The sequence below is a fragment of the Varibaculum vaginae genome (assembly GCF_900604285.1).
In the GTDB taxonomy this organism is placed as follows: Bacteria; Actinomycetota; Actinomycetes; order Actinomycetales; family Actinomycetaceae; genus Varibaculum; species Varibaculum vaginae.
The window spans coordinates 677022-691953 of sequence record NZ_UWNY01000001.1; the positions used below are offsets into that span (position 1 = coordinate 677022).

Here is a 14932-nt window from a genome sequence, read left to right on the forward strand (position 1 = left end):
TGTGACTTTAAATTATTGCTATCGAAATACTTGACAGCCCCGACCCCTAATTATTTATACTCGTAACATATTTGTTATGAAAACGTTATGTACCGACTAGCTTGCTAGTGGACGGATCGTCAGGAGAAAAATTGCGTAAAACCTGGTTGATGGCACCAGTCGTGGTTATGGCGTCCTTTGGTTTAGTGGCTGCAGATTCTGCTCATCCCTCTGCTGTAGTCAATGATGAAGGCGTTGATGTTTCTAAGATTGCCAGCACGATGTTGCAGGAAAATCTGTACAACCAAGCGGTGTCGGTCGATGATGGCGTTAAGGTTTCCTCCGATAAGATTAGTGCGATTTCTGCGGGAGCATCTAGTGCGGTTGTAACTAAAGCTGAAACTCCTCACTGCACCACACCAAGTGGGGAAGCTGGTTTACAAGCCTGGCCTCGCCAGGTGCGAACCATGATTTCTGAGCGTTTCGGGGTTACTAATATCGGAGGTTATCGACCTGGGGATCCCCAAGATCATGGCCGGGGTCTAGCTCTAGACGTTATGGTTCCGGTGTCCAGTGCCCTGGGGGATACTATTGCTAACTGGGCGATAAACAATAGCTCGGATCTGAATGTTAAGTACATTATCTGGAAACAACGTATTTGGATGCCCGGGGGAACCTGGAATGGTATGGAAGACCGTGGCTCCACGACCCAAAACCATTACGATCACGTGCATATCAGCTTTAATGTTGGCTCCGGTCGCTGCCTATAGGATTGTCGCTGTATCACGCTAGGCAGGGTATCCCTCCCTTTTTTACGGTTGGCAAAGAATGGATCCACTGTCTGGCCAAGGGGTTCTTCTGATGGCGATCGAGTCTCGATCATTAAAATGTCATTTGAGCTTTTTGGCCTACGCCTCGCCAAATTATGTCAGATAGCGAACTATTTTATGCGCAAATAAATGGCGTTTAGCAGATAAAACAGGTTTTTTTAAAAAACTCTTGATTTTTTCTCATTGGTTATGCAAAGCAATGTTTGCGGTTGGTTTCAAAATAGTTACATAAACTTGCCCACCCCATCTTTCTAAGGGAAGGAATACTACTAGATATGAAGAAAACACAGAAACTAGCCACAGCGGTCGCCGCTTTTGCGCTTTCTTTCGCCATGGTGCCCTCCGCAATCGCGGCACCTGCTGGTTATGGAAACCCCACCCGGCGAACTACTCGGATCCTGCTGGCAGTAGCTATGGGAGTCTCCCAGCGCAGGGAGATGTAACCCCCAATGGTACCTCTGCGAAATATGGTGACTACACCTTCAATGGCGATTTGTCGGCTACCCGCGATGGAAAACTGTCAGCTTGGACGAGCTAAAGTATGGCGACCTTTTGGTTCTCACCACCAAACCTGTGGTAACCACCGGTGCCAGCGGGAAGTCTTTTGACACCATTCAAAATGTAACCTTGCATTCGAATCCGGTGAATTTGGGTAACAAGTTTGTTCCTGCCGGTAAGACCGCCACTTTCACCCACAAGTTGGGATGTGAACTCGAGGTCGGCAAGCATACTGCGGAATTGACCGTTTATCCTAAAGGTGAATCCAAGGCCGTTGTTAAGGATGCAGGTTTCTCCGAGTTCACCATCAAAGATAAAGCTGAAAACTGTGGCAAAATCGGTAACAACTTTGCAAATGTAAATACTGGTGCTGCAGCATCAGTAGCGGCGGTAGCGGCCGGTGCTCTGGCTGCTGCTGGAGCTGGAATTGTTGCTCTCCGTCGCCGGTTCAGCTAATAGTTTCGACTATTGTTAAATAACTAAGCAATTTAATGGCTGAGGCACTCAGGTGCCTCAGCCATTAAACTTTTATCTATTTTTATATTTTGTCTGCTGAAATAGAAGATGGTTGTTATGTCCCGCACCCCTCTTACTAGTAGAAGTAAACGGGTACTAATTGGTACGCTCATTACGGCAATACTCATGATGTTGCTGCTGGTTATGGAGCTGTTTTTACTGTCCAGACAGGTAGATCGGGTTGTTTTGCGCAACCCAGTGGCCATGGATCTGAAACTTGGCTGCTAGTAGCCAGTGATTCTCGCGCTGACGCTCCCAGCTACTTGCAGTCAGACGAAGATGAGCAGGCACAAGGGGAACGAGCCGACTTGATCTTTTTAGCTCGCAAAGCAGGAGATAAGCTAATCTTGGCGGCATTGCCAAGAGACATAGATGTCAACTATCAAAATAATCCCTCTACCAGACTCACTTTGATGCTAGTTTTCGGTCCCACTCGTTTAAACGCGTCATTGTGTAACGATATTGGAGTTCCAGCTAACCACTATATGCAGATAGATATGAGTGGTTTTGTAAAGCTAACAGACGCCCTTGGGGGAGTGGAGATTAACGTAACCCACCCCATACGCGACAGGGATGCGAAACTCAATCTTAAGTCAGGTAAACAGAATCTAAATGGCAGGCAACTATTAGCTTTTGTTCGTGCTCGCAGCTACCAAGAGTTTATTGATGGGAAATGGAAAACGGTTAGCGCGGAAAAAGGTGCGAACATGAGGATGGAGCATGCCAAAATGGCAATCCACGAGATCGAAGACAAATTGAATCGCACTAAGAATCCTCTCATCTGGAGAAAGGCGGCTTGGAGTGTAGCTCACGGTATAAAGATTGATGAGAATAGCTCTTGGAGTCAGGTACTAGCTTTGGTAAATGGGAATTTAGAGTTTCATACTATTGATTCGGAAATAGTATCCTCCGATAAACTACACAGAAAGCTCTCTCCTAAGGGAGAGCAACAGTTAAGAGATTTAGGTTTCAAAAAACCCTGCAAACTTTATCATCGTGAGACTACCACTGAGTTCAACTTTGAAGGATAAAGATATTGGTAGTTACGATGAGCATTGAAAATACGAGAAAACCGGTTTTCGTAGAAGCGGAAAACTAGATAGCCAGAAAAGGCGCCCGAAATTCCTTACCCTAGCCTATGTGCCATTACCGGCTAAAATTGTGTAGGCTACTAAGGGTTATAGATTCATCTTTTCTGTGCCGTTGAAGAACATAGTGCTGGAGGCAGCTTGCTTAGCGTATTCGTACAGGCGTTTAAAACGCCGGATCTTAGGAAAAAGCTCCTGTTCACCTTGGCAATTATGGCGCTGTACCGGATCGGATCCCATATCCCCTCTCCGGGGGTTAACTATCCGAACCTGCAAGCCTGCCTAAAGAACAATGAGCAAAATGGTCTCCTCGACCTGGTTAACCTGTTTTCCGGGGGAGCATTGCTTTCACTATCAGTGTTCGCCATGGGGATCATGCCTTATATTACGGCCTCGATTATTACCCAACTGATGCGGGTGGTGATTCCCCGCTTCGAGGATTTGCACCGCGAAGGGCAAGCCGGGAAAGCCAAAATGACCCAATACACCCGGTATTTGACCATTGGACTCGGGGTACTGCAGTCAGTGACCATTATCTATATGGCGCGTTCCGGACAACTGCTACAAGGCTGTGCCCCCAGTAAACCGATTATTCCCGATCAATCGGCAATTAACTATCTGATCATGATGATTACCATGACCGCCGGTACCGGTCTCATCATGTGGCTGGCCGAACTGATTACCGAGAACGGTATCGGTAATGGTATGTCCTTACTGATTTTCACCGGTATCGTGGCGAATATGCCCGCGCACCTTCAGTCAATTGGAGCCTCCGGTGGGGTATGGAAGGTACTTATTATCATCGGCCTAGTAGCCTTGATTACCCTGGCTATTGTGTTCGTAGAACAGGCGCAGCGGCGCATTCCGGTACAGTATGCCAAACGCATGGTGGGTCGGCGAATGTATGGTGGATCCACTACTTACATCCCTATGAAGATTAATATGTCGGGCGTTATTCCCGTGATTTTCGCAGCCTCGCTGTTGGCCATGCCGCAAATGATTTCCCGTTTCGGTAAACCTACCGCAGGCTGGGTCAAATGGATTAATGATAACTTCCAGCATGACTCTCTGATTTATTTAATCTGCTACGCTCTGCTAGTGCTGGGATTCGCTTTCTTCTATACCCAGATTACTTTCAACCCCGAAGAAATCGCCGATAATATGAAGAAGTATGGCGGCTTTATTCCTGGAATCCGGGCAGGGGCTCCCACAGCTGACTACCTCCACTATGTGATTAGTCGGATTACTACTGCCGGCGCACTGTATTTGGTGGTGGTAGCCATGGTGCCGATCGTAGCGCTAATCCCGCTGAAGGTTACCCAGATGCCCTTCGGGGGAACTACCCTATTAATTATGGTGGGTGTAGGTCTGCAAACCGTACAGCAGATTGATGCTCAGCTTCAACAACATCACTACGAAGGATTCCTAAAATGAAAAAACGCCTATTAATTTTGGGTGCACCTGGCGCAGGTAAAGGTACCCAGGCACAAAAGATTTGTGAACTGCTTGATATCCCAACTTTTTCTACTGGAGCGATGCTACGCAGCCAGATGAAGGCCGGTACCGAGCTAGGTAAAAAAGCTAAGGAACTAATTGATCGGGGCGAGCTAGTACCGGATTCAGTGATTAGTTCCCTGGTCGAGGCAGAGCTCCAGTCTCCGAGCTACCGCGAGGGTTTCCTTGCTGACGGTTATCCGCGCAACCTGGAACAGGCTCATTTTATGGATCGGGTTCTCAAAGATATGGGAACTCAGCTAGATGCGGTGATCAATTTGGATGTCCAGTTAGAGGACGTGGTGGGACGGCTACTTAAACGTGCCGAGATTGAACACCGCTCTGATGATACTGAGCCGGTGATTCGGCGTCGCCTCCAGGTATACCAGGAGCAAACCGAGCCTTTGGTTCGCTACTATCGTGAGGCTGGCCTGCTAATAAATATCGATGGCAATGGTTCTATTGACCAAGTTTGGGATAACATTGCTTCCCAGCTGCAAAAATAGCTAAAAAGGGAAGAAGCTGGGTACCTATGCTATTTGGGCGGGGTATAGAAATAAAGAATCGACAGCAGCTTGGTTATATGCGTCAGGCGGCGCTAATTGTCAACCAAATTCATGAGGCCGTTTGGGAATACGCTCGGGCGGGGGTGACTCCCCGCGAAATAGATAAAATTTCGGCGCAGGTAATCGCGGATGCGGGTGCTCACTCTAACTTTTTAGGGTATTTTGATTACCCGGCAACCATCTGTATCTCGGTAAATGACACGGTAGTGCACGGGATTCCTGGTGATGTCCCCTTTGAGGTCGGGGATTTAGTTAGTTTCGACTGTGGATGCTATCTAGTACGAGACGGCAAGCAGTGGCACGGTGATTCCGCCTTCTCGGTTATTATCGGTGAAGAACCGGCGCCGAAGCCGGAGCCTTCTATTTCTGCCCATGAATACGCGATGTGTTCAGAAAAAGAGCAGCTCCTAGAAATTACTCGCTATAGCACCTGGGCGGGAGTGGCGGCTATGGATCGTTCGCGTGCCCGGGTGAATGATATTGGTGCCGCCATCGAGGACGCAGTAGATTCTTTCGGTCAGCGTTTGGGCTGGACCGCGGGAATAGTGGAAGAGTTCACTGGGCATGGGATTGGTACTGCCATGCATCAGGCTCCTGACGTGGTCAACTTCCGTGCGGCGGGGAGATCGGCAGTGATAAAACCAGGAATGGTGTTGTGCGTGGAACCGATATTGACTCGCGGTTCGAATCAAGTCGTAACTATGGCTGATGAATGGACTGTGAAAACCGTAGATCACGCTCTCGCCTGTCATTGGGAAGCGCAAGTCGCAGTATTAGAACGGGGGATTTGCGTCCTTAATCAGCCTGATTTTGGGAAAGCTGCATTGGCTCCTTTCGGGGTGGAACCGCAAGAGCTGTAAAGGTAGCTTTAGGCTTCTTCCTGCTCCCGGATATTAGCTTGTAAAGAAGGGAAACAAGGAAACCTACTGGAAAAAATCTATTTTGCAACCAGCGACACGCCTAAGATCGTAGAGGCGAAATATGCGTGACCGATTTAACCCTTTATCAGCTTTAGGTTTGCCCCGTTACTAACGTAAAGTTGACTATTGGGTTTGTGGCTAGAGGGGTAGAGTATACCCGCTGGTCATCCTATGTGGACAAGGTTAGTGAAGGATAGATGGCTAAAAAAGAAGGCGTTGTAGAGGTCGAAGGTACCGTGGCAGAGGCACTCCCGAATGCGTATTTCCGGGTAGAACTCGAGAACGGTCACAAGGTGCTAGCGCACATTTCGGGCAAAATGCGTCAGCATTATATCCGAATCTTGCCAGAGGATCGCGTGGTAGTAGAGCTCAGCCCCTACGATTTAACCCGCGGCCGAATTGTTTACCGATACAAGTAAAACAGTGTTGGCTACGGATAATTCCGTCGCCGCAAGAGGGAAGTTATGAAGGTTCAACCCAGCGTTAAGAAGATCTGTGAAAAATGCAAGGTGATTCGTCGCCACGGCGTTGTCATGGTGATTTGCGAAAACCCTCGGCATAAGCAGCGTCAAGGCTAGCCGAGAATAATAAAAAGCGTGCCACCAGCATCTTTCTCTATGAAAGATGACCCTAGGTCCGGAGGCCTAGGCCGCAGTAGCGGAAGGTAGCGCGACGGCCTCCGGAAACAATGTGGAGAGAAAATTAATGGCAGCACGTATTGCCGGTGTTGATCTTCCTCGCGAAAAGCGTCTGGAAGTGGCACTTACTTACATTTATGGCGTTGGGCGCACGCGCGCTCAAAAAACGCTGAAAGAAACCGGGGTTTCTCCGGATGTGCGTGTAAAGGATATTTCGGAAGAAGATCTGATTAAAGTACGCGACTTTATTGAATCCAACTACAAGGTTGAAGGCGACCTTCGTCGTGAGGTCCAAGCCGATATTCGCCGCAAGATTGAGATTGGTTGTTATCAGGGCTTGCGTCACCGGTTCCATTTGCCGGTACACGGTCAGCGAACCAAGACCAATGCGCGTACCCGCAAGGGGCCGAAACGCACCGTTGCCGGTAAGAAGAAGGCTGTATAAGTAAGCGCAGGCACCACCTGCTGGATCTGAGGAAAAGAAGGAAGATATGGCTGCTAGTTCTATAAAGAGCCGTAAGCCGCGTCGGGCTGCGCGTAAGAACGTTATTCAGGGAAAAGCGTTCATTAAGTCCACATTTAATAACACTATCGTTTCGATTACCGATCCCTCCGGAGCCGTTATTTCCTGGTCGTCTGCCGGCCAGATGGGTTTCAAAGGATCGCGCAAATCAACTCCTTTCGCCGCGCAGATGGCAGCCGAAGCTGCCGCTCGGCGCGCTCAAGAACACGGTATGAAAAAGGTTGACGTGTTCGTTAAAGGACCGGGGTCGGGTCGCGAGACTGCTATCCGTTCCCTGCAGGCTACCGGGCTTGAGGTAGGGTCCATTCAGGATGTTACTCCTCATGCCCATAATGGTTGCCGGCCTCCGAAGCGTCGCCGCGTATAACGCGTCCTAACTAAAGCAGAAAAAAGAAGATAGTAAAACACTTCTGTGGGTCTCCAGGCCGTCATTTGGGGGATTCCGCAGTCTTGTCTAAGAAGCTGACCTCAGGTCAGAACGTTCGTTCCAGTCATATGGCGGGCTGGGCGGCAGAAAGGACAACACGTTGCTTATTTCACAGCGACCCGTGCTATCGGAAGAAGTGATTAGCGAACAACGCTCCCGCTTCACCCTTGAACCCCTAGAACCCGGATTCGGGCACACCCTAGGAAACAGCTTGCGGCGTACCCTACTTTCCTCCATCCCCGGAGCCGCAGTTACCTCTATTCGGATCGAGGGGGTGCCGCATGAGTTCCGCACCATTCCGGGAGTAATGGAGGATGTCTCCGAGATCATTCTGAATATCAAGCAGATTGTGCTGTCTTCCGAGAATGATGAACCGGTGGTTATGTACCTGCGCAAGGCAGGAGCAGGACAGGTTACGGCAGGGGATATTACCCCTCCGGCGGGAGTTGAAATTCATAACCCAGATTTGTATCTGGCGACTCTTAATGACTCCGGTAAGCTGGAGATTGAGTTAACAGTAGAACGTGGTCGTGGCTACGTGTCTGCTGATCAGAACAAGTCGGATGGTCATGAGATTTCTCGAATTCCGATTGATTCGATTTACTCTCCAGTGGTTAAAGTCCGCTACAAGGTTGAAGCTACTCGTGTGGAACAGCGCACCGACTTTGACCGCCTGATTGTAGATGTGGAAAGCAAACCGGGACTAGCTCCTCGGGACGCACTTGCTTCTGCAGGCAAGACCCTGGTGGAGTTGTTCGGACTTTGCCAGGAATTAAACATCGAGGCCGAGGGTATCGAGATTGGCGCTCCCCAAACCGATCAAGCGCTAGCTCAAGATTTGGCGCTCTCTATTGATGACCTGGGTCTGCAGTCGCGTTCTTATAACGCCTTGACCCGTGAAGGCATTAACACGGTGGGGCAATTGGTTGCCCGCTCTGAGGCGGATCTAATGGATATCCGGAATTTTGGTGCCAAGTCGATCGAAGAAATCAAGGCGAAACTCGCCGAAATGGGAATGGCGCTTAAGGATTCTCCGCTGCCCACTTCGGTCAGCCTAGATGACCTGGCTACCCCCAGTTCGCTACAGTTCTCTGATGACTAAGTCGGGTTTTCTCGGCGCTGAAACAATAAAGTTTTTTAGAAAGTAAAGGAAGAAAAATGCCTAAGCCATCTAAAGGTCCCCGGCTAGGAGCCGGCCCGGCACATGAGCGCAAAATTCTTGCGAATCTGGCGAAGTCGCTAATCGAGCATCGTTCAATTCGCACCACGGAAGCTAAAGCTCGTCGTCTGCAGCCCTACATTGAAAAGCTGATCACCAAGGCGAAGAAGGGTGATATTCACAATCGTCGGATGGTTGCCCGTAAACTGAGCACCCAGGTTGATAAATACACCCGGGGATTTGACGCGGTCTACACGCTGTTTGACGAGGTAGTTCCCGATTTAGATCCGAACCGTCAGGGTGGATATACCCGGATTGTGAAACTGCCTGCTCGCCGTGGGGATAATGCTCCTATGGCCGAGATCTCCTTGGTTACCGAGAAGCTAGAGGCGAAAGCTAAGGTACAGCCCACTAAGGAAGAAGTCGCGGAGCCTGAGCAAGCTGAGGAATCTAAAGAAGCCGACAAGGTCGAGGAAAGTGACAAAGAGAACTCTGAGGCAGCAGAAGCTGAAGAGAGTGCGGAAGCCGCAGATTCTAAAGAAAAATAACCTGGCTAATATCGGTGGGTAACTCCACTGGTTTTTAGCATCTACTTGGTGCGGGCAGTTGGTAAATGGTGGCCAACTGCCCGCATTATTTTTTAGTTAGTCTAGAAAATGATTCTTGGGATCAGCGAGTAAACATCTCTAGGTAAGCTAGGAATATGGGAAAGCAGATTAAAAATCCCCTTACGTTGTCGGTGGACTGTGGGGGAGGGGGGATTAAGGCCTCGGTAGTCGATAAACGAGGCACTATGGTGGCGCCCTCTCTGCGTATACCTACCCCTTACCCGTTGCCTCCAGAAAAATTAATTGAAATCGTCAAGAGTTTCCGTTCCGAATTCCAAGTTGGTGCTAACCGAATCACGCTGGGAATGCCAGGGATGATTCGTCATGGGGTAGTCATTTCCACCCCCCATTATGTTTGTAGATCTGGCCCACGCACTCGGGTGCTGCCGGAAATGGTTGCAGCGTGGAAAAACTTTGATCTTGCCCGCGCCTTGCTAGAACAAACTGCGTTACCTTCTCTGGTGCTAAATGACGCCGAAGTAGCTGGTGCCGGAGTTGTATCTGGTACCGGGATGGAAATGATTATTACCTTGGGAACCGGTTTGGGCAATTCTATTTGGGATGGGGGACGCTTGGCTCCTCATATGGAGCTTTCCCATATGGTTGCCCGTTGGGGATTGCTGTTTGACGACTATGTAGGTGAGCCTGAACGGGTACGAATGGGGGATACTCACTGGTCGCGACGGGTACGCCGAGTGGTGGGTGTGCTTCGAGAAGCGATTATGTGGGATCGGCTTTACTTAGGTGGGGGAAACTCCTCACATATCGTGGAATCTGTACGCAAAACCCTGGGAGAAGAAGTAGTTATCGTGCCTAATGATGCCGGTATACGCGGCGGGGTGCGTGCTTGGGATTTGGTGACCTAATGAGCTCGCTGATTCGTTTACGCCTAGACCTTGCCTATCGCGGGCAACCCTTTCACGGTTGGGCACGTCAACCCGGTTTGTTGACAGTTCAAGGTCGACTCGAGGAAGCACTATCTCTGATTACGCGGCAACCAGCACAGCTTACCGTGGCCGGTCGTACCGATGCGGGGGTAAATGCGCGCGGCCAGGTAGCACACTTAGATGTGCCAGTGGAGTTTTGGATTTCCCTGTCGAGAGGACGCAAAGAGGACGATCAGGTACGCGCATTACGGCTGCGTTCTCGCCTAGAAGGCTTGGCAGGACGCGGTTTAAACGGTGCTTTGGCAGTTAAACAGATCAGCGTAGTTGCGACGGATTTTGATGCCCGATTTTCGGCGCTTTCCCGCACCTATCGGTACCTTATCTGCGATAATGCGCGGGCAATAGATCCGTGCCGGTTAGATATCGCACGCGCATCCACGCCTTTGAATGCGGAAAAAATGCAAGTGGCAGCACAAGCGCTTTGTGGGGAACATGATTTTCTTCCCTTTGCCAAGCCTCGCGAGGGGGCAACAACGGTACGCACCCTCCATTCCTTTAATATTTCCCGCCCCGAAACAGGAATAGTGCAGGCTTTGATTTGTGCGGATGCCTTTTGTCATTCGCAAGTTCGGTTTATGATGGGTGCCTTAATCGAGATTGGACGCGGAAAGTACAGCACCAATTGGATAGCGGAACTATTGGCTGCGGGAGTGCGCGATCAACGGGTACCGCTTGCCGATGGACGGGGGTTGACCCTTTGGGAAGTTAACTATCCGCCTGCCAGCCAGTATGCTGCTCAAGCTCAAAAAGCCAAAGTTGTGCGCACCCTTCCAAACGTACTTTAAGGCTATCGTTTTTAAGACTGATTTATTTAGCTAAAATGCGATCAGAAATTCGTCCGGAAGGATACAGCCACGGAGTGAAATCAATATCCTGGTTTTCGATACGGAAGTGAAAACGAGAAATCTGTTCAGCTGAGGGAGGCGTTGCAAATTCCTTACAGAGGTCTTTTACCTGAGCTATTTCAGATGGTGTTAACCAGGTATAGGGGTCAGAACAGCTAAACACGCCGCAAACTCTGGCTAGTTTCTGGGTGACTTCATTTGCTTCGGGGCTTAGGAGAGAACCTCGCGAACGGGCGAAACAAACATCTGGATCTAGTGCTACCAATTCCTTTAACCAATAACGGGACAGAGAATTTAAGGTGGCATTGCGAACAGCTGGTCCGGAGGGATCACGTTTACGCTCTGTGTTATCCCAATAGGGGGCAGTATCGGGACTCACTCTCATGCCGTCAACGAGACCTAATGAAGGTCCGATTAACGCTCCGGAAGCCATTAGGTAGGCCTCGGGAAGTGTTTCCCGGATTATTTTTAATCCTTCTTGGTAGGCCTGTTCGCGAGGAATTGCTCGATATCGCTGACCTACTATGGCAGCTGCGTTAAGAAAATCCAGCTTGAAATAGGTGAATCCCCATTTAAAAATGGTTTTCAGAATTTTTCTTAACCAAGTTTTTGCGCCCGGGTGGGTACAGTCCAGTCCGTAATAGTAATTTCCCCAGTTATAACCTGCAGGTTGTAAGTTTCCGGAAAAATCGTGAATGAAATATTCTGGATGCTCCTGGACTATTGTGCTGTTATCAGCAGCAATAAATGGTGAAACCCAGATGCCAGCCTCCATATTGTGGGCACTGATTTTGCTTGCCAGATTCGCAAGTCCTTTAGGAAACTTTTGGTTGGGTTCCCATTCTCCAATTTTTGCTTGCCAGCCATCGTCGATTTCGAATACATGGTATCCGCTGGTAGCTGCGGGGCGAATCTCGCTTTCAATAATTTCTTCGTTGATTTCTTCAAACCAGGAGTACCAGGATGACCAGATTGGACCGGGATATTTACATAAATCTGTAGCTTTAGTATCTAAAGATTCTCCGAGGGCGGTGCAATAGGCTCTAAAAACATTCAGCTCTTTGCCAACTCCCACCCACCAGGTGAGGTTCCTATTCTTATTACATTTGGTGGGGAACGCAGGCGCGGATTTTTCGGTTTTATCAGGTAATTTTTTCCCGCTTAGAAGAGTGTTTCCAATTTCGAAATATCCAGATTCTCCTCCTAGGGCGCCGACTAGCAATATGAAGTCTGTTTTGGGGTCAAATTTGATTGCGGTTAATAAATAGGATTGGTGAATTTCCGGATTGTCCGAATATCCATCCTCGGCTGTTAATGAACGCGGAGGATTATCCCAGACTCGGTAGGGAGGTTTGTTGAGCGACCACCACGAGGTCGGAGACCAAGAATTCCAGCCATGTCGATAAAACTCGGCATCTTTGTAAGCGGGGTAGGTTATTTCAATTTCAGGGCAGAAAAACTCCGCAGTTTTGCAAGACGCCTCCCCTCTGAGGGGCGTCTTAGCTACCTCTCCCAAAGTGTTAACTGCAGAGCAGCCAGAGTCCTCTGCCGGGAAAATAAGCTTCCCTTGCCGGTAGGTTATCTTCATGATCCCGTTCCTCGTGGTGGTCGTTTAGTAACTTACTTTTCCGCTAGTAGCTCATTTATTTTCTTGTTTAACGCCGGGAGAGCCTTAGCGGGATCTTCGCTTCCGCGTTCTATGCCTTCGAAAACTTTGTTAGCTTCGGTATTAATCTCTTCAGCTTTAAAAGTTATCGGGTAGTAGACCAGGTTCTTCGGATCTTTAGTGATATTTAAGAAGGCACTAACATCGACTCCGTTAGCCTCGTGTGCTTTAGCTGCGGCCTCTGATTGGCTAGTTATTGAGGGGAATACTATGGCTTTCTTCGCGATAATGGTCTGGCATTCCGCGGAAGTTAGGAATTTGACCCACTGCCATGCCTTATCTTTATCTTTCGCGTTCTTAGTAATAGATGGGGCTAGGCCATTAATAATGGTTCTCTGTCCCAGGGGACCTTTGGGGAGAGGAGCAAACTTGAATTCTTGAGTCTTTGATTGTGACCAAGTATTAATTCTCCAAGAACCGTCGGGGATAATCGCCGCTTTGTTTTGCTCCATCATGGGCTCTAAACCAAGATCGCCAGCTTTTTCAACCGGGGTGACATAGCCAGCTTCAATCTGCTTTTGCCACCAGCTCATAGCTTCAATTAATTTGGGCGAATCTAGATTGTAGTGGCGGCCAAACGGGTTCTTATCTAAGTAGCTGAAACCATTAGAGAGCGCAAACCATGACCAGGGGCCTTGGCCTACTACTCCAGAATTAGTCTCCAATCCCCATCCGTAAGTTTCCACGTTGTTCTTATCAAAACCCGCTTCATCCCCACGTTTTCCATTCTTATCGATGGTTAGGTGAGCAATGGTCTTACCAAAAGTACCGCCGTCTTGGGGATTCCAGTCCAAACTCTGCAAACTAGCTTCATCGATTCCGGCGTCTTTGACGTCTTTTACGTTATAAACGAGCGCGATAGTGTCCCAGTCTTGTGGAATCCCAAAAGTTTTGCCCTCATAATTCCATAGAGATGCCAGCTCGCCAGTGTATTGACTCAAATCAATCTTATCTTTTTCGATATACGGTTTGAGGTCAGTCAATACGTCTTTAGCTGCTAATTCAGGGTATTGAGCTACGTGGTTGGTGATAACATCCGGGGCTTCTCCCGAAGATAGCTGAACCGTCAGGTTCTTCCAATAATCGTCCCATCCGGTTTGTTGGATATCTACGGTAATTCCGCTCTTCTTCTTGAATTCGGCTGCGCACGCCTCGTAGGCGGGTTTTTGGTTAGGATCCCACAAACTGTAGGTAACCGTATTGCTACTTGTGCCGCTTCCCTTCGTTTCCTGGGGGGCGCACCCAGCCAGTCCTGCTGCGGCAAATATAGCTACACCGCAGGTCAATGCGATTGTTTTTTTCATTTCATTCTCCTTAGGGACGGCTCTACTTCGCCGAAGTAAGACCGATTGAATTTACTAGTTTCTTCCCGACTACCAACAGTAAGATCAGCATAGGGATAGTCTGCAGGGTTGCAGCTGCCATGAGACCTGCCCAGTCTGGTTTAGTAGAGGGGGAAGCTTGTTGAAAGGTAGCCAGAGCGACATTAAGGAGTCGAACGGCGTGTTCTTTGCCCACCAGCTGTGGCCATAAGTATTCGTTCCATGCGAAAACAGCCTGAATAATTGCAATCGTGGTGATGGGCGATTTACAGATAGGTACTACTACTCTGCTAAATATGGTCCATTGATTAGCCCCATCTAAAAGAGCGGCTTCTTCTACTTCTCGGGGAACAGATAGGAAGAATTGCCGCAAAAAGAAAATAGCGAAAGGAGAAACCAAAACGTATGGCGCTAATAAACCGCTGAAAGTATTTAGTAACCCTAGGTTTTTTACCAATACAAAGTTTGGTAGCACTATGAAGATGGGGGGAATCATCATTCCCGTGAGCAGGATTGCAAAGATTTTATCTCTTCCGGGGAAATGGAGACGTGCAAAGGCATAGGCAGCCATCGTGGAAGTCACTACTTGACCGATTACCAATATGGCGGTGAATATTAGAGAGTTTCGCAGGTAAAGCCAGAAATATATCTTTGCGCCCGATCCTCCTGCGGCTAAATCTTCTTCAGTAGTTGCAAACCCGAGGACGCGCTTGAAATTTATCCAGCTAGCGTCGGTGGGAATCAAGGAATAGTCCCCGTTAAAAATTTGGGAGTTAGGAGTTAGAGCCGTCCGGATTGCCCAGACAAAGGGAAGTAGAGTGACTATCAAAATTAATATTAAGGTAGCCCAGCCGAATATTTTTTCCGTGCTCACCTTGCGTAAGCTGCTGCTATTTTTCCTCATTT

General features: G+C 48.8%; 19 protein-coding genes. 16 read left to right on the forward strand and 3 right to left on the reverse strand.

Annotated features, from left to right (window positions below; genetic code table 11):
* The first annotated feature begins 131 nt into the window (after nt 1-131).
* The 16 genes from EFB02_RS02885 to truA all read left to right on the forward strand — a co-directional run bounded on the left by EFB02_RS02885 (nt 132) and on the right by truA (nt 10978).
* A complete protein-coding gene (locus tag EFB02_RS02885; protein ID WP_122820099.1) occupies nt 132-749 on the forward strand; it encodes a VldE C-terminal domain-containing protein in 618 nt (205 codons plus the stop codon).
* Nucleotides 750-1084: 335 nt separating this feature from the next.
* Nucleotides 1085-1252, forward strand: a complete 168-nt coding sequence (locus tag EFB02_RS08685) for a hypothetical protein (RefSeq protein ID WP_160115359.1) — start codon at nt 1085-1087, stop codon at nt 1250-1252.
* Nucleotides 1253-1334: 82 nt separating this feature from the next.
* Nucleotides 1335-1763 (forward strand): LPXTG cell wall anchor domain-containing protein, encoded by a 429-nt coding sequence (locus EFB02_RS02890; RefSeq protein WP_122820100.1) that lies wholly within the window; start codon nt 1335-1337, stop codon nt 1761-1763.
* Between the two features lie 117 nt (nt 1764-1880).
* Nucleotides 1881-2051: a hypothetical protein gene (locus EFB02_RS08690; RefSeq protein ID WP_160115360.1), complete on the forward strand. Its 171-nt coding sequence runs from the start codon at nt 1881-1883 to the stop codon at nt 2049-2051.
* Nucleotides 2052-2086: 35 nt separating this feature from the next.
* On the forward strand, nt 2087-2854 hold the full coding sequence (locus EFB02_RS02895) for an LCP family protein (RefSeq protein ID WP_160115361.1): 768 nt from the start codon (nt 2087-2089) through the stop codon (nt 2852-2854).
* Between the two features lie 198 nt (nt 2855-3052).
* Nucleotides 3053-4345: a preprotein translocase subunit SecY gene (gene secY / locus EFB02_RS02900; protein ID WP_122820102.1), complete on the forward strand. Its 1293-nt coding sequence runs from the start codon at nt 3053-3055 to the stop codon at nt 4343-4345.
* Complete coding sequence (locus EFB02_RS02905) at nt 4342-4911, forward strand: adenylate kinase (protein WP_122820103.1); 570 nt, start codon at nt 4342-4344, stop codon at nt 4909-4911. The genes secY and EFB02_RS02905 overlap by 4 nt, the downstream gene beginning before the upstream one ends.
* A 26-nt stretch (nt 4912-4937) precedes the next feature.
* Complete coding sequence (map, locus tag EFB02_RS02910; protein ID WP_122820104.1) at nt 4938-5831, forward strand: type I methionyl aminopeptidase; 894 nt, start codon at nt 4938-4940, stop codon at nt 5829-5831.
* 257 nt (nt 5832-6088) lie between these two features.
* Nucleotides 6089-6310, forward strand: coding sequence for a translation initiation factor IF-1 (infA, locus tag EFB02_RS02915; protein WP_071129423.1), 222 nt, complete (start codon nt 6089-6091; stop codon nt 6308-6310).
* 45 nt (nt 6311-6355) lie between these two features.
* Nucleotides 6356-6469 (forward strand): 50S ribosomal protein L36, encoded by a 114-nt coding sequence (gene rpmJ / locus EFB02_RS02920; protein ID WP_024059744.1) that lies wholly within the window; start codon nt 6356-6358, stop codon nt 6467-6469.
* A gap of 127 nt (nt 6470-6596) precedes the next feature.
* Complete coding sequence (gene rpsM, locus EFB02_RS02925; RefSeq protein ID WP_122820105.1) at nt 6597-6974, forward strand: 30S ribosomal protein S13; 378 nt, start codon at nt 6597-6599, stop codon at nt 6972-6974.
* A 46-nt stretch (nt 6975-7020) separates the two neighbouring features.
* A complete protein-coding gene (gene rpsK / locus EFB02_RS02930; RefSeq protein ID WP_022864718.1) occupies nt 7021-7419 on the forward strand; it encodes a 30S ribosomal protein S11 in 399 nt (132 codons plus the stop codon).
* A 160-nt stretch (nt 7420-7579) separates the two neighbouring features.
* A complete protein-coding gene (locus EFB02_RS02935; protein WP_122820106.1) occupies nt 7580-8581 on the forward strand; it encodes a DNA-directed RNA polymerase subunit alpha in 1002 nt (333 codons plus the stop codon).
* A gap of 56 nt (nt 8582-8637) precedes the next feature.
* Nucleotides 8638-9186: a 50S ribosomal protein L17 gene (rplQ, locus tag EFB02_RS02940; protein WP_122820107.1), complete on the forward strand. Its 549-nt coding sequence runs from the start codon at nt 8638-8640 to the stop codon at nt 9184-9186.
* A 167-nt stretch (nt 9187-9353) separates the two neighbouring features.
* Nucleotides 9354-10112, forward strand: a complete 759-nt coding sequence (locus EFB02_RS02945) for an ROK family protein (RefSeq protein WP_122820631.1) — start codon at nt 9354-9356, stop codon at nt 10110-10112.
* On the forward strand, nt 10112-10978 hold the full coding sequence (gene truA, locus EFB02_RS02950) for a tRNA pseudouridine(38-40) synthase TruA (RefSeq protein WP_122820108.1): 867 nt from the start codon (nt 10112-10114) through the stop codon (nt 10976-10978). The genes EFB02_RS02945 and truA overlap by 1 nt, the downstream gene beginning before the upstream one ends.
* 22 nt (nt 10979-11000) lie before the next feature.
* Here truA and EFB02_RS02955 read toward each other — a convergent pair whose 3' ends face one another.
* The 3 genes from EFB02_RS02955 to EFB02_RS02965 are packed head-to-tail and all read right to left on the reverse strand — an operon-like array spanning nt 11001 to nt 14930.
* Nucleotides 11001-12626, reverse strand: a complete 1626-nt coding sequence (locus EFB02_RS02955) for a glycoside hydrolase family 36 protein (protein ID WP_122820109.1) — start codon at nt 12624-12626, stop codon at nt 11001-11003.
* A 32-nt stretch (nt 12627-12658) separates the two neighbouring features.
* Nucleotides 12659-14008 (reverse strand): ABC transporter substrate-binding protein, encoded by a 1350-nt coding sequence (locus EFB02_RS02960; RefSeq protein WP_122820110.1) that lies wholly within the window; start codon nt 14006-14008, stop codon nt 12659-12661.
* Nucleotides 14009-14030: 22 nt separating this feature from the next.
* Nucleotides 14031-14930: a carbohydrate ABC transporter permease gene (locus tag EFB02_RS02965; RefSeq protein WP_122820111.1), complete on the reverse strand. Its 900-nt coding sequence runs from the start codon at nt 14928-14930 to the stop codon at nt 14031-14033.
* Nucleotides 14931-14932 lie beyond the last annotated feature (2 nt).